Consider the following 13,714-nt stretch of genomic DNA (forward strand, 5'->3'; position numbering starts at 1 on the left):
ATAAAAATTATATTTAATAAATGTACTTATTTAATATAATATGGAATATAGTTTTAAAGGGATAAATGAAAGTTCATATATTATTTTTAGGATATCTAATAAAATTTATTATAAATAAAATAAGGGGAATTAGAGAGTATATGAATAGTTTCGAAATATTTACAGGTATATTTGGTGGATTAGGATTATTCTTGTATGGAATGAAACTAATGAGTGATGGACTTGAAAATATTGCAGGAGAAAAATTAAAAAGTATATTAGAAAAAATAACTAAAAATAAAATAATGGGAGTATTAGTTGGAACAGTTGTAACAGCAATTATACAGAGTTCAAGTGCTACCACTGTAATGGTTGTTAGTTTTGTAAATGCGGGATTAATGACATTAACTCAAGCTACAGGAGTCATATTAGGTTCAAACATAGGTACAACAATTACAGCTCAAATGGTAAGCTTTAAATTAGAAGTTATAGCACCAATATTTATTGGAATAGGTGCTATAGTTATGATGATTGCAAAGAAGAAAAAGACTAAAGACTTAGCTTATATAGCATTAGGTTTTGGAATCTTATTTATGGGAATGGGGTTAATGTCATCTTCCTTGAAGCCAGTATCTGAACTAGCTATATTTAATAATTTTATTTTATTGGTGGGAAAGACTCCAATATTGGGAGTGATAATTGGAATGTTAATGACAGCAATATTACAAAGTTCATCTGCAACTACAGGTATTTTAGTAGCATTAGGGGCATCAGGGAATATAGATATGAATATAGCTTTCCCAATTGTATTAGGGTGTAATATAGGAACTTGTATTACAGCAATATTAGCAGGATTAACAGCTAATAGAACAGCTAAGAAAGCTGCATTACTTCATTTGTTCTTTAATATATTTGGAACTATTATATTTTTACCATTTTCAGATCAGGTAGTTATGCTTGTACAATATTTAACACCAGATAATGTTGCAAGACAAGTAGCAAATGCACATACAATATTTAATGTAGTAATAACAATTTTTATATTACCAATATCAAAATATTTTGTTAACCTTGTAAATAAAATATTACCGAATGATGGAAATATGCTAGTATGTGGTGCAATATATTTAGATAAAAAACTTTTAGAAACACCTATTGTTGCAAGTACTCAGGTTGTTAAAGAAACTATAAGAATGGCCCAAATTGCAAGAGATAATTTTCAATTAGCAATGCAATCATTTTTTTATGGAAAAGATGAGGATATAAAAAATGTATATGAAAATGAAAATATTATTAATACGTTAGAGAAAGAGATTACAGAGTATTTAATAGCAATTTCTCAGCATAATTTACCAGGGGAGAATGCAGAGTTAGTTAGTGAAGTGTATCATACAATTAATGATATAGAGAGAATAGGAGATCATGCAGAAAATATTGTAGAGTTAGCTATAAATAAGCTTGATAATAATATTGAATTATCTAATGAGGCACTAAAAGAGATTGAAGAAATTTTTAAAGCAACTTTAGAGTCTGTTGATATAGCTATAAGATGTTTTAAGCAGAGAGAGTGCAATGATGAGATTATTGCTAATGAAATTGAAGAGCGTATAGATATGTTAGAAAAAAGCTTTAGAAATAATAATATAATAAGATTAAATTCTAAGCAATGTTATGCAAATGCAGGGCTAATGTTTTTTGATCTTTTATCAAATCTTGAAAGGATAGGTGATCATGCAAATAATATTGCTACTGTTAAGGAGAAGCATACACATAAAACATATGCATAATAAATGAATTAATATATTTACTAGTTATATAAATTTAAGTTTACACATATAAATTTTAGTGTAAATTGATTCTTGGGATGGGGGAGGAAGGATAGGTATGAAAAGATTAAATTATTGTCTAGATTGTCAACGAGTATTTACTTCTGAAAATATCTGTGAGTATTGTAATTCAAATAATATTAAAGAATTAAAACGTGGAAAATCTGTAAATATAATTGGAAGTAAAGAGAAAGCAAGCTATTTAAAATATAAAGAAGGAAAGGTTAGTGTAATAGTTTACGCAGAGGATAAGCAAAAGTTTATTAAAGAATATGATATTTCTAAAATAAGAAAAATACTATAGAATTATCAATTAAAAAAGTAGTTTGTAATTAAATTATAAGGATAGTTTTTTATAAGGGTATAGTTTGAATTGTATAAATTCAAGTTATACCTTTATTTTATAATTTCATTTTTATAGAATATAGATAATATATTTTATCAAAGTTAAAGTATTTTTAGTTAATGATTTTTCAGATTGAATATAGCAGAAGTCGTTATCTTATAAGGGGGCGTGCAGGAAATTGTATCTTTTAGCTTAAGGGCCAGTGATAGAGAAAAAATTGATTATATAATCAATTTTTAGTCATCACGGCATTCAAGTTTTAGATAAAGAGTGATTTAATTTCGGTTAAGTGTTTTGTTGCTAGGTCATAACCATGATCATAGCTAGATTTTAGTTTGTTAACATCTTTTTCAAAGCTCTCTAATTTATATTCAGGTCTTAATATTATTGCTTTACCTTGCTTTTCAAGTTCTTCGCAGAATTTTACAGTTTCATTGTAAGATTCATGTCTAGTTAAAAAAGCATTTTTTAAATTAGGATATTTATGATTTAATAATTTAGATACAATAACATTCTTTTTACTTAGATCCTTTTTATATCCTTTGGGTTGAGTAAGGACTATTAAATGCTTTTCATTTCCATCAGCAATTGCTTTTCTTATTGGAATAGGATCACAAAGTCCACCATCATAATATTCATTATCATTTATTTTTATAACAGGGAAAAATATTGGAAGAGCACAAGTTGCTCTAAGGGATGTAGCTTTATTATCAAGGTCTTTTCCATCTAAATATTCTGTCTTACCAGTTTTAGCATTAGTAACTCCAATTAAAACTTTACCTGTATATTTTTTATAAGTATCCATATCAAATGGTACTAACTTATTAGGTATTTCATCAAAAACAAAATCTAATCCAAATAGACTTTTACATTTAAGAAAATTTCTATATCCTAAATATCTTTTATCATTTCTATATTTAGTTAGAACCTCAAGATTACGTCCCTTTTGTTTAGAAATATATGAGATTCCATTAGTTATTCCAGCAGAAACACCTATGCAATAAGGGAAGATAATATCATTATCAAGTAATGCATCCATTACTCCTGCACTAAAAATTGGTCTAAAAGTTCCACCTTCTAAAATTAAACTTGGCATAAAGTGACTCCTTTCTAAAAGTTCTTATTTAGTAATTATAAAACAAAATAAATTTTATTACAAATATTGTAGTTAAATAGGTGAATTAATATTTTCTATTTAATATAAAATAAAAATAGATTATAATATAAGTAAAATATTATAGTTTATATATTATATAGTAGATAATTTAAGAGGGTGTAGTTATTGTTTTTTATAGGTATATTTGGAATAGATAATAAAATAAAAGAAATTAAAATTTTAACTAGCTTCTCTTGTAAAAATTGTAACATTTCAAATGGAGCAAAGTTAATTAAATCTTATAATTTCTTTCATTTTTTCTTTATACCATTATTTAAATGGAATGAGGAATATTATGTAATTTGTAATGGATGTAAATCTTCTTTTAGTATTTCTAAGGAAAAGGGAAAAGAAATTGAAAGAGGGGGAGATGTAGAAGTTACATATTGGGATTTGAAAGAAATAAATAATAATTATGAAAGTTATTATATAGTAAAAAGATGTTCTAGATGTAATAGAGAAGTTGAAGATAATTTTGAATATTGTCCTTATTGTGGTGAGAAAATTAGATAGTCCATATTGATATAATTTTATTTAGACAAGGATGTCTTTATCATATAGATAGAGACATCTTTTTTAATTTTTTTTATTATAAATTTATATAAAATGTATTATAATAGACAAGTAAATTTGGATAAAAGTACTAAAATTGGGTGGAGGTAATAATGAAGAAAAAGATAATAAGAAATATTATATTGGTAGTTTTTGTGAGTGCTGTTATGTATTCATTAATAGTAAGTAGGCCTAAAAACATAACAATAGAAGTTGATGGAGTTACTATAGAGCATAAAAGTACATGCGGTAATATAAAAGAAGTAATTGATGAATTAAATATAAACTTGAATAAGGAAGATAAAATAAATTATAGTCTTGAGTCTAAAGTTAAAAATAATCAAAATATAGTAATTAATAGAATTAATAAAAAAGAAGAAGAAGTAATTGAAAAAATTGATTTTAATGAGGTAGTAGTAAAAGATTATAAGAGTGCTATGGGTGAAATCAAAGTTATTTCAGAGGGAGTTCAAGGAGAAAATAAAAAGATTTACACAGTAACTTATGAAGATGGCAAAGAAGTTGAGAGGGTTTTAAAAAGTGAAGAAATCATACAGGAACCTTTAGATAAGATAGTATCAGAAGGAATTTTTGATGAAAATAGTTTAACTGTTTGTGTAAATAAAAATAGAACTTTATCTTCAGATTATAAGCCAGAGGATTTGGTTTTACCTAATGTTAGGACTATGAATAGTAAAAATAGTTTATATATGAGAGAAGAAGCTGCTAGAGCATTAGAAGATTTATTTAATGCAGCAGAAGAGGAAGGATTATATTTATATGCTGTATCTGGGTACAGATCATATAGAACACAGAAGAGTATATATAATCCATATAGTGGATATTCAGCTCCGCCAGGAGCTAGTGAGCATCAATTAGGATTAGCAATGGATATAACCTTAGCTGAATATGGAGGAAAACTTTATGTTAAGTTTGGTCAAAGTGAAGAAGGCGTGTGGGTAAAGGAAAATGCACATAAATATGGCTTTATTATAAGATATTTAGAAGGGAAAGAGGATATAACAGGATATAATTATGAGCCGTGGCATCTTAGATATTTAGGAATAAATCTTGCAACAGAGTTATATGAAAGAGGGATTACATTAGAAGAATATTATGGTGAATATTAATTTGAAATTAAGATAATTTTTAGGTTATTAAGTAGACCTATTAATCCTATAAAATGAAAGTTAATCATATAATTTTAATAACCATAACTTAGAGAGGAGGGGATGTTATGTATTGTAGGGATTGTGGCCAGCTTATAAGCAACGATAGTTTAAAGTGTACAAATTGTGGAACTAGAAAGGGTCTAGGAGATAATTATTGTTATAGATGTGGATCACGAATAAAGAGCCATAGTATAGAAGTTTGTGAATTTTGTGGTGCAAAGTTAAATAATAATATAGATGAATTAAATATAAAGATAAAAAATAAATTACTGGCAGGATTATTGGCACTTTTCTTAGGTGGTATGGGCATACATAGATTTTATCTAGGATATATTAAGATTGGGATAGTGCAATTAAGTTTGTGGGTTTTAGGATATTTTACTGGTGATATAACATGGGTTATTGTTCAAATATGGGCTCTAATAGAATCTATATTAATATTTTTAGGAAAGATAAAAGATTCAGAAGGAAATGATTTAGAATAAATAATATAATAGTTAAGAAAAAGAATACGGTTATTAAAACCGTATTCTTAATCTTTAACTACTATTTCTTTCTTTTTTATTACAAAGAAAGCAATTATGAGACCTAGTAATGTTAATGCAGCAGTACAAGCAAATGAAATATTCATTCCATATACTTGGGCTTTAGCTGGATCTGTATATCCAGATGAAATTGTGGATTTACTCATCAAGGTTACTATTAAAGAAGTACCAATAGAGCCGGCTACTTGTCTTAAAGTATTATTAGCAGCATTACCATGAGAATATAAATTTTTATGTAATGAATTTAATGCAGATGTTGATAATGGCATAAGAAGCATAGATATTCCTAACATTCTTATAGCATAAATAGAAATTATATAAATTAAAGGAGTAGATACTGATAAAAATGAAAGGCCAAAAGTACCTAAAGTTAAAATTGTTAACCCTGTTAGTGCAAGATATCTAGCTCCAAATTTATCAAAAAGCTTACCTGTAATAGGATTCATAATTCCCATGACAATTGCACCAGGCATTAAAGTTAATCCAGTATCAAAGGCTGAAGAGCCTCTAACATCTTCAAGATACATAGGAAGTATCAGTTCTGATGATATTAATCCTGCATAAGCTATCATTGAAATTATGGTAGAAAATGTGAAAACGGTGCTTTTAAATACAGCTAAATTAAGCATAGGTTCATCCATATTTAGTTGTCGCCATACAAAAATTATAAGAAAAACTATACCTATGATTAATGGTAAATATACCCTCATATCGGTCCAACTATAATTTCCAGCATTACTAAATCCAAAAAGTAATCCACCAAATCCAATAGTAGATCCAATAAATGAAATAATATCAAAGTGTACAGAGTTATTTTCAGTTACATTCTTTAATAAAAAGTATCCTAATATTAAATCTAAGATAGCAAATGGAAGAGTTACATAAAATAAATATCTCCAAGGATAAATATTTATTATCCAGCCAGATAATGTAGGTCCTATAGCTGGAGCAAAAGCAAGGACTATACCAACTATTCCCATAGCAAATCCTCTTTTTTCTATTGGAAAAATAATCATAAATACTGTCTGCATTAAAGGGATGATTATTCCACTAGCTAAGCCTTGAATAAGTCTAGCTGTTAAAAGCATTGTAAAGTTATTTGCAAATGCACCAATAATTGTTCCAATAGTAAATAATCCAATAGATACAAAAAAAAGGGTTCTATTTTTAAATTTATCTATAAGAAAGGCAGTAAATGGAATAATTATACCAGTGGCAAGCATATAACCTGTACTTAACCATTGTGCAGTTGAGACACTTATATTTAAATCTTTCATTATATCTGACAATGCTACATTCATAAATGTACTGTTTAAATAGCAAATAAAAGCTCCTAAAAGAAATACTCCTGCAATTATAATTACATTGTAGTCTTTATCTTTGGTTGATGCTTGAGTCATATAATCACCTCAAAATTTATATTATATAATTATATTTCCAAAAGTGAGAATAGATTATACTAGATAAATTTGAAAAAGAATTGCGTCAAATGATAAACATAATTTTTGTTGTATTTTTTTGGAAAAATAATATATGTGAAATTATTAGAGTTTTTTTGCAAGTTAACTGTAATAAAAAATGAATAATTTCACAATACAGAAAATGTTTACAATGAATCGGAGTTTTACTTATAATGAAATATGTAAAATAACTTATTAAATGTTACTTAATAAGATGCAATGGGAGGAAAATTTATGAGAAAATTTAAGAGAGCTTTGGCTGCTATATTAAGTTTAATGATGTGTATAGCCTTCATTCAACTACCAATTTCAGTCCAAGCTGTTGAAAATCCAGAAGTAAGTGTTAAAGCTTCTGAAGAGGTCTATGTAAAAATTAGATATAATAGACCAGATGGCAATTATGATGGTTGGAACCTATGGGTTTGGGAAGCAGGAAAAGATGGTCAACGTGTTGATTTTATAGGTGAAGATCAAGAGGGTAAATTTGCTGTTGTAAAAACATCAAAAGATGCAGGGCAATTAGGGTATATTCTTCGTAGAAGCGAACAGGGTAATGAATGGGCTGAAAATTATTTTGGAGCTGATAAGTTTGTAGATTTAGATAATGGGGATACAGAAGTTATTATAAATCATAAAGATGAAGATAAAGATGTAGAATTAAAGGAAATAAATAGAGATTTTGAAAAAGTAACTTTAAATGTACATTACTATAGATTCAACAATGATTATGATGAGTGGGATGTATGGGCTTGGTTAGATCCAAATCACGGAGGAGATGGACATGCATTTACTGGTGAAGATGATTTTGGAAAAACTACTTCAATAGTATATGAAAATGTAGTTGATGCAAGAGAAGAGGGAATAGGTATCATTATTAGAAAGCCAGATTGGTCAGCTAAGGATATTGAATTTGATAGATTTATTAATTTAGCTTATGCAAATAATAATGGTGAAATAAATGCATATTTAGTTCAAAGTAATTCTGAAATAGTTTTTACTGCTGAAGATGCAGTTAAGGATTTAGCGATAACAAGTGCTAAAATAGATTCATTAAATGAAATTAGTTTTATTACTAACGTAAAGATGAGTAAAGATTTAAATGTAGAAAATGTAACATTAAAGGAAAATGGAGAAGTAATAAAGGTTAAGAGCTTAGAAATTAATGAAAATTTAACTTCAGGTAAAATAGTAACAGAAAAAGATTTAAGCTTAACTAATGAGTATAATTTAGAGATAGATGGATATCTTAGCAAAGATGTAACATTAGGTAAGATATTTAATTCAGATGAATTTGCAGACTTATATCATTACAATGGAGAATTAGGAGCTTTATATTCAAAAGAAAAGACAAGCTTTGTTTTATGGTCTCCAACTGCAACAAGTGTTAAGTTAGCATTATTTGATGCAGGAAATGGTGTAGATGCTAAAGAAGTTAAAGAAATGGCTAAAGGTGAAAATGGAATTTGGACTGTAGACGTTGATACAGACTTAAATGGAACTTATTACACTTACTTAGTAACTAATAATGGAGTAGAAAAAGAAGTTACAGATCCATATGCAAAAGCTGTTGGAGTAAATGGTAATAGAGCAATGGTTATTGATTTAAGTTCAACTAATCCAGAAGGTTGGGAAAATGATGTTAAGCCAGAGTTTATAGATGCTACAGATGCTATAATTTATGAGCTACACATAAGAGATTTCACAATCGATAATTCATCTGGTGCTTCTATGGAAGTTCAAGGAAAGTACAATGGTATGTGGGAATCAGGTACAACTTTATTTGGCAATGGCGATATAAAAACGGGAATAGATCATTTAGTAGAATTAGGAATAACTCATGTACACTTATTACCTACTTTTGATCATAGATCAATAGATGAAACAAAATTAGATCAAGCACAATATAACTGGGGTTATGATCCTCAAAACTATAATGTACCAGAAGGTTCTTATTCTTCAGATCCTTATAGTGCAGAAGTTAGAGTTGAAGAATTTAAGAAAATGGTAATGGAACTTCATAAGGTTGGAATTAGAGTAGTAATGGATGTTGTTTATAATCATACAGGTGCTACAGCTGATTCTCACTTAAATTTAGCAGTTCCAGATTACTATTATAGACAAAATAGTGATGGTGGTTTTTCTAATGGATCTGGATGTGGAAATGAATTAGCATCTGAACGTTCAATGGTTAGAAAAATGATGGTAGATTCAGTTAAATATTGGGCTGAAGAATATCATATTGATGGATTTAGATTTGATTTAATGGCACTTCATGACATAACAACAATGAAAGAAATAAGAACTACTTTAAATGAAGTAGATGAAAGTATATTAGTATATGGAGAAGGTTGGACTGGTGGAGATTCACCATTATCAAGTGAAGAACAAGCATTAAAAGTTAATACTGTTAAATATGGAGACTTACAAATAGCTGCATTTAGTGATGATATGAGAGATGCTATAAAAGGACACGTGTTTGAAGATGCTACTCCTGGATTTGTAAATGGATTTGATGGACTTGAAGATGTTATAAAATTTGGTATAGTTGCATCAACACAAAATGACCAAGTTGAATATACAGGAGGACCAAATCAATATTCAGGTTATGGAACTACTGCATGGGCAAATCAACCATATCAAACTGTAAATTATGCATCAGCACATGATAATTTAACTTTATGGGATAAGTTACAAACTACTAATCCAGATGCAACAGAAGAAGAACTTTTAGCTATGAATAAAATGTCTGCAGCTCTTGTATTAACTTCACAGGGTATTCCTTTCTTCCAAGCTGGGGAAGAAATAGCTAGAACAAAGGTTAATGAAGATGGAAGCTTTAATCATAACAGCTATAATGCACCAGATAGTGTAAATAAAATTGAGTGGACAAGAAAAGAAGAATATAATGATTTATTTGAGTACTATAAGGGGTTAATAACTTTAAGAAAATCTCATAAGTCATTTAGAATGAATACAACTAGTGATATACAATCAGCACTTAACTTCTTAGATGTTACTGACTCAAATGTTGTTGCGTATACTTTAAATGGTGAACAAACAAATGATTCATGGGATAATATTGCTGTAATATTTAACTCTAATGAAAATCTAGTTGAAGTAGAGTTACCTTCAAGTGATTGGACAATAGTAGTAAATGGTGAGAAAGCTGGAGTTGAATCATTAGGAACTGTTGATGGAAATAAAGTAGTTGTTCCTGCAAAAGCATCTTATGTTTTAGTAGATACTAATAGTTATAATGAATCTCTTAACGATGATGAAGAAGAAAAAGAACCATCAGTAGATGTAGATCCAGAAACAAATGAGAAACCAGTTATTAATGCTGAGGATTTAGAATTAAAAGTTGGAGATAAATTTGATGCATTAAATGGAGTTACTGCATCTGATAAGGAAGATGGAGATTTAACTTCTAGTATTAAAGTTGTTGAAAACACTGTAAATACTAAAAAGGCAGGAAAATATAAAGTAACATACAAAGTTACAGATAGTGATAATAATGAAACAACTTTAACTATAAATGTAACTGTAAAAGCTAAAGAAATTCCACAAACAGGAGGAAGAAATTCTTTAGTAATAGTTGCTATAGCATTAGGATTAGTTGCTTCAGGAGTATTTGTTATAAAAACTAAGAAAAGAGAAGCATAATGTTTTATATTAAATAAAGTAAAAGTGGTAGAGAATAAAAATTCATCTACCACTTTTTTTAAAGTTTATGTACATTTATAGCCATAGGCCCTTTTTGTCCATCAGCTATGGAAAATGATACATTTTCACCTTCATGTAAAGTGTTATCAGGACCATTCTCTTTTAATTGAGAATGATGAACAAATATATCATTTCCATCATTAGCAGAAATAAAACCATAGCCTTTCTCTACATTAAACCATTTTACTGTACCAGTGTAACTTGACATAAAAAAATCTCCTTAATACTTAACTAATCTATATTAGTTTCTGCAAAAAGGTAAAGTTTATACCTTGGAATTTATTTTATCTATTTCGTCTTTATCCCAAATAAAAAGCTGATCTTTATTATTTAAAGCTGAGAATAGTTTATCTTTTAAATTAGGGAAAGTTCCATTAAGATTTTTAATTAACATCTTAACATCTTGTCTTTTAGTATGGCCATCAGCAGGACAAGGGTTTTTTATTATAGGATAATTATAATCTTTAACAGCCTTTTTTATCATATATTCATCGATATAAACCATAGGTCTTATTATAGTTAAATCATATTTTTCCATATAAGATTTTGGAGAGAAACAGTTAACTCTACCTTCATAAAACATAGCCATAACAAATGTTTCAACAGCATCATCTTTGTGATGACCTAAAGCAACTTTTGTACAACCTAATTTTTGAGCAGCATCATTTAATGCACCACGTCTTAGTTTTGCACAAAGAGAGCAAGGATTTTTTTCATTTCTTATATCAAATACTATTTTTGCAATATCAGTTTGGATTTCATAAAATGGAACATCTATTTCTTTACATAATTTGTGAAGAGGTCCATTATCAACATCACCAGGATTTAAAGTTATTGCTATAAGTTCAAATTTTGCTGGAGAGAATTTTTGGAAATTCTTTAATATGTGAAGAAGAGTGACACTATCTTTTCCACCTGATAATCCAACTGCAATTTTATCATTTTCTTGTATCATATCAAAATCATTTATAGCTTGACGAGTTTTGCTAAGTAATTTTTGCATCATATATTTTGACCTCCGAAATTTAATACTTAGATATTTTAACAAAGCACTAGTTTTTATACAAATAAAAATACAAATGAAAATCTTAATTAATCTCTATAAATATCTTGAGCAAGCAATGTTAATTTTTCTAAATTTAAAATTTTGATTATATTTTTATTTTTTTCTATAATTTTTAAATCGGAAAGATTTTTAATAACTCTATTTAAGTGACGATAGCTAGAGCCTAAAAGTTCGGCTAAATTATTAATGCCATCAATATCAACCAATATTTCTCCAGAAGTATTTGTTGGTAATGATGAAACTAAATAGCTTGCAAAGCGGTTTTCAATTGGTGAAAGTATATTAATGCTCATATAACTTGAGTTTCGTCTAAGTTTTTTTTGAAGAGATGATATTATAAATCTTAAGAATACTGGATCATTATATCCATATTCTTTTATCTTATTTAATGGTAATGCTAAGCACATGCAAGGTTCTAAGGCTTGAACATTACAATCGGCATATGGATTTTCTATAAACTCAATATCACCCATTACTGATAGTGGGGTATTAAAGCAAAGAAGTAGTGATTTCCCACTTGAAAGTAAGGTTGTTACTTTATATTTTCCTTCTACTAAAAAATATAGATAGAATAATTTTTCATTTAATGAACAAAGATATTCATTTTTATTGAATGTATGTATTTCTAGAGAGTTTAATAAATTTTTATTTAAGTAAGAATGTAAATAATATTTATTAATATAAGAAATAATCATATCTTTATTAGTAAGTTTTTTCATAAGTACTCCTTTAAATATAGATAAGCTTAATTAATATATATCAAATTAGCAATTTATATAAGATGAGTATACTATTAAAATTAAAATAGGACAAATGTCCTATTTTATTATTGTATCTATTTGATAATATGTTTCTAGAAATTTAAACGGAGGAATTAAAATGTATAATATTTTAGCATTATTAATAGGGGCACTTATTTCTATTATGATATCTCTTAATAGTGGATTAGAAGGTTATGTTGGTAGTACATATTCTGTAGTGATTATCCATACAGTAGGACTTATTGCCATACTTATAGTTGCCGCATTTAAGAAAGAAAAGATGGTAATAAAGGAAGCTATACCATTTTATTTATTTTTAGGGGGAATTTTTGGGGTTATGCTTACTTTAGTTAATGTAATTACAATAGGTAGTATAGGCGTTGCATTAACAACAGCATTAGCTGTATTTGGACAATTAGTATTTTCATCATTGGTAGATCATTTTGGGTTATTTGGTTTAACTAAATATGAATTTAATCCTAAAAAACTTGTGGGACTTCTTATAGTTTTTGTTGGATTAGTTATTATGACAATGGCATAAGGGGAGGATTAAGAATGTTAATGATTTTATTAGCCATATTAGGTGGAGTATTAACTACTTTATCAATGATAGTAAGCTCAACACTTGGAAAGAAAATAGGTTTAATTCAAAGTACAATAATTCATTATATAGGTGGACTTATAGGTGGAGTATTTATTTTAATTGGAATAGGTAGTGCATCAGCGCCATCAATTATAGATATGAGCAGAATGCCATTGTATATTTTCTTAGGTGGAGTTATTGGTGTTATAGTAGTATATACATCTAATATAGTAATTCCTAAGATACCGGTAGTATATAGTACATTATTAATGTTTTCAGGCCAAATGTTATGTGCAATTGTTATAGATGCAATTGTAATGGGGGATTTTTCTTGGAAAAAGCTTTTAGGAGCAATAATAGTTGTATTAGGTATTTTTTATAACTCTAAGATAGATGAAAAAGAAAATAAAGCAGTAATAGAATAGAAAAAGAAAAAACTAAAAAAGCTAGTTAATAGTATAAATGATAATAGGATGTATCAAAAATTTAATATGAATATTATAACTAAAATTATGAGATAATTTGTTAGTACTATTCATATAATT

At 27.8% G+C, this 13,714-nt stretch carries 13 protein-coding genes; 8 read left to right on the forward strand and 5 right to left on the reverse strand.

Annotated features, from left to right (window positions below; translation table 11 throughout):
* Positions 1-140: 140 nt before the first annotated feature.
* Together I2E98_RS09215 and I2E98_RS09220 are read left to right on the forward strand one after the other, a co-directional pair.
* The gene (locus I2E98_RS09215; protein WP_195468625.1) at positions 141-1,766 is read left to right on the forward strand and encodes a Na/Pi cotransporter family protein; all 1,626 of its coding nucleotides are present in this window, start codon (positions 141-143) and stop codon (positions 1,764-1,766) included.
* Positions 1,767-1,863: 97 nt separating this feature from the next.
* The gene (locus I2E98_RS09220) at positions 1,864-2,109 is read left to right on the forward strand and encodes a hypothetical protein (RefSeq protein WP_195468626.1); all 246 of its coding nucleotides are present in this window, start codon (positions 1,864-1,866) and stop codon (positions 2,107-2,109) included.
* Between the two features lie 301 nt (positions 2,110-2,410).
* Here I2E98_RS09220 and I2E98_RS09225 read toward each other — a convergent pair whose 3' ends face one another.
* Complete coding sequence (locus tag I2E98_RS09225) at positions 2,411-3,247, reverse strand: patatin family protein (protein WP_195468627.1); 837 nt, start codon at positions 3,245-3,247, stop codon at positions 2,411-2,413.
* Between the two features lie 186 nt (positions 3,248-3,433).
* Here I2E98_RS09225 and I2E98_RS09230 point away from each other — a divergent pair, with 186 nt between their 5' ends.
* From I2E98_RS09230 to I2E98_RS09240, 3 genes are all read left to right on the forward strand, one after another.
* Positions 3,434-3,820 carry a zinc ribbon domain-containing protein gene (locus I2E98_RS09230; RefSeq protein ID WP_195468628.1) on the forward strand — a complete coding sequence of 129 codons (387 nt, stop codon included), beginning with the start codon at positions 3,434-3,436 and terminating at the stop codon, positions 3,818-3,820.
* A 152-nt stretch (positions 3,821-3,972) separates the two neighbouring features.
* Complete coding sequence (locus I2E98_RS09235; protein WP_195468629.1) at positions 3,973-4,989, forward strand: D-alanyl-D-alanine carboxypeptidase family protein; 1,017 nt, start codon at positions 3,973-3,975, stop codon at positions 4,987-4,989.
* Between the two features lie 107 nt (positions 4,990-5,096).
* A complete protein-coding gene (locus I2E98_RS09240; protein ID WP_195468630.1) occupies positions 5,097-5,516 on the forward strand; it encodes an NINE protein in 420 nt (139 codons plus the stop codon).
* Between the two features lie 47 nt (positions 5,517-5,563).
* On the opposite strand, the gene I2E98_RS09245 is transcribed toward I2E98_RS09240, so the two are convergent.
* Complete coding sequence (locus I2E98_RS09245; protein WP_195468631.1) at positions 5,564-6,976, reverse strand: MDR family MFS transporter; 1,413 nt, start codon at positions 6,974-6,976, stop codon at positions 5,564-5,566.
* 294 nt (positions 6,977-7,270) lie between these two features.
* On the opposite strand from I2E98_RS09245, the gene pulA reads away from it, so the two are divergent.
* Positions 7,271-10,699: a type I pullulanase gene (gene pulA, locus I2E98_RS09250; protein WP_195468632.1), complete on the forward strand. Its 3,429-nt coding sequence runs from the start codon at positions 7,271-7,273 to the stop codon at positions 10,697-10,699.
* Positions 10,700-10,757: 58 nt separating this feature from the next.
* On the opposite strand, the gene I2E98_RS09255 is transcribed toward pulA, so the two are convergent.
* The 3 genes from I2E98_RS09255 to I2E98_RS09265 form a co-directional block, all read right to left on the reverse strand.
* Positions 10,758-10,967 (reverse strand): cold shock domain-containing protein, encoded by a 210-nt coding sequence (locus I2E98_RS09255; RefSeq protein ID WP_195468633.1) that lies wholly within the window; start codon positions 10,965-10,967, stop codon positions 10,758-10,760.
* A 57-nt stretch (positions 10,968-11,024) separates the two neighbouring features.
* Positions 11,025-11,762, reverse strand: coding sequence for an ATP-binding protein (locus I2E98_RS09260; protein ID WP_195468718.1), 738 nt, complete (start codon positions 11,760-11,762; stop codon positions 11,025-11,027).
* Positions 11,763-11,851: 89 nt separating this feature from the next.
* On the reverse strand, positions 11,852-12,544 hold the full coding sequence (locus I2E98_RS09265; RefSeq protein ID WP_195468634.1) for a cyclic nucleotide-binding domain-containing protein: 693 nt from the start codon (positions 12,542-12,544) through the stop codon (positions 11,852-11,854).
* A gap of 160 nt (positions 12,545-12,704) precedes the next feature.
* On the opposite strand from I2E98_RS09265, the gene I2E98_RS09270 reads away from it, so the two are divergent.
* Positions 12,705-13,127: a DMT family transporter gene (locus I2E98_RS09270; RefSeq protein WP_195468635.1), complete on the forward strand. Its 423-nt coding sequence runs from the start codon at positions 12,705-12,707 to the stop codon at positions 13,125-13,127.
* Between the two features lie 14 nt (positions 13,128-13,141).
* Positions 13,142-13,594 carry a DMT family transporter gene (locus I2E98_RS09275; RefSeq protein WP_195468636.1) on the forward strand — a complete coding sequence of 151 codons (453 nt, stop codon included), beginning with the start codon at positions 13,142-13,144 and terminating at the stop codon, positions 13,592-13,594.
* Positions 13,595-13,714 lie beyond the last annotated feature (120 nt).

The organism is Clostridium sp. D43t1_170807_H7 (genome assembly GCF_015555905.1).
Lineage (GTDB): Bacteria > Bacillota > Clostridia > Clostridiales > Clostridiaceae > Clostridium.

Bases quoted from the DNA above. Each gene is read 5' to 3' on its own strand.
- I2E98_RS09255 (WP_195468633.1), bottom strand. From the start codon at position 10,967: ATGTCAAGTTACACTGGTACAGTAAAATGGTTTAATGTAGAGAAAGGC.
- I2E98_RS09270 (WP_195468635.1), top strand. From the start codon at position 12,705: ATGTATAATATTTTAGCATTATTAATAGGGGCACTTATTTCTATTATG.
- I2E98_RS09275 (WP_195468636.1), top strand. From the start codon at position 13,142: ATGTTAATGATTTTATTAGCCATATTAGGTGGAGTATTAACTACTTTA.
- I2E98_RS09245 (WP_195468631.1), bottom strand. From the start codon at position 6,976: ATGACTCAAGCATCAACCAAAGATAAAGACTACAATGTAATTATAATT.
- I2E98_RS09225 (WP_195468627.1), bottom strand. From the start codon at position 3,247: ATGCCAAGTTTAATTTTAGAAGGTGGAACTTTTAGACCAATTTTTAGT.
- I2E98_RS09265 (WP_195468634.1), bottom strand. From the start codon at position 12,544: ATGAAAAAACTTACTAATAAAGATATGATTATTTCTTATATTAATAAA.
- I2E98_RS09235 (WP_195468629.1), top strand. From the start codon at position 3,973: ATGAAGAAAAAGATAATAAGAAATATTATATTGGTAGTTTTTGTGAGT.
- I2E98_RS09215 (WP_195468625.1), top strand. From the start codon at position 141: ATGAATAGTTTCGAAATATTTACAGGTATATTTGGTGGATTAGGATTA.
- I2E98_RS09260 (WP_195468718.1), bottom strand. From the start codon at position 11,762: ATGCAAAAATTACTTAGCAAAACTCGTCAAGCTATAAATGATTTTGAT.
- I2E98_RS09240 (WP_195468630.1), top strand. From the start codon at position 5,097: ATGTATTGTAGGGATTGTGGCCAGCTTATAAGCAACGATAGTTTAAAG.
- pulA (WP_195468632.1), top strand. From the start codon at position 7,271: ATGAGAAAATTTAAGAGAGCTTTGGCTGCTATATTAAGTTTAATGATG.
- I2E98_RS09220 (WP_195468626.1), top strand. From the start codon at position 1,864: ATGAAAAGATTAAATTATTGTCTAGATTGTCAACGAGTATTTACTTCT.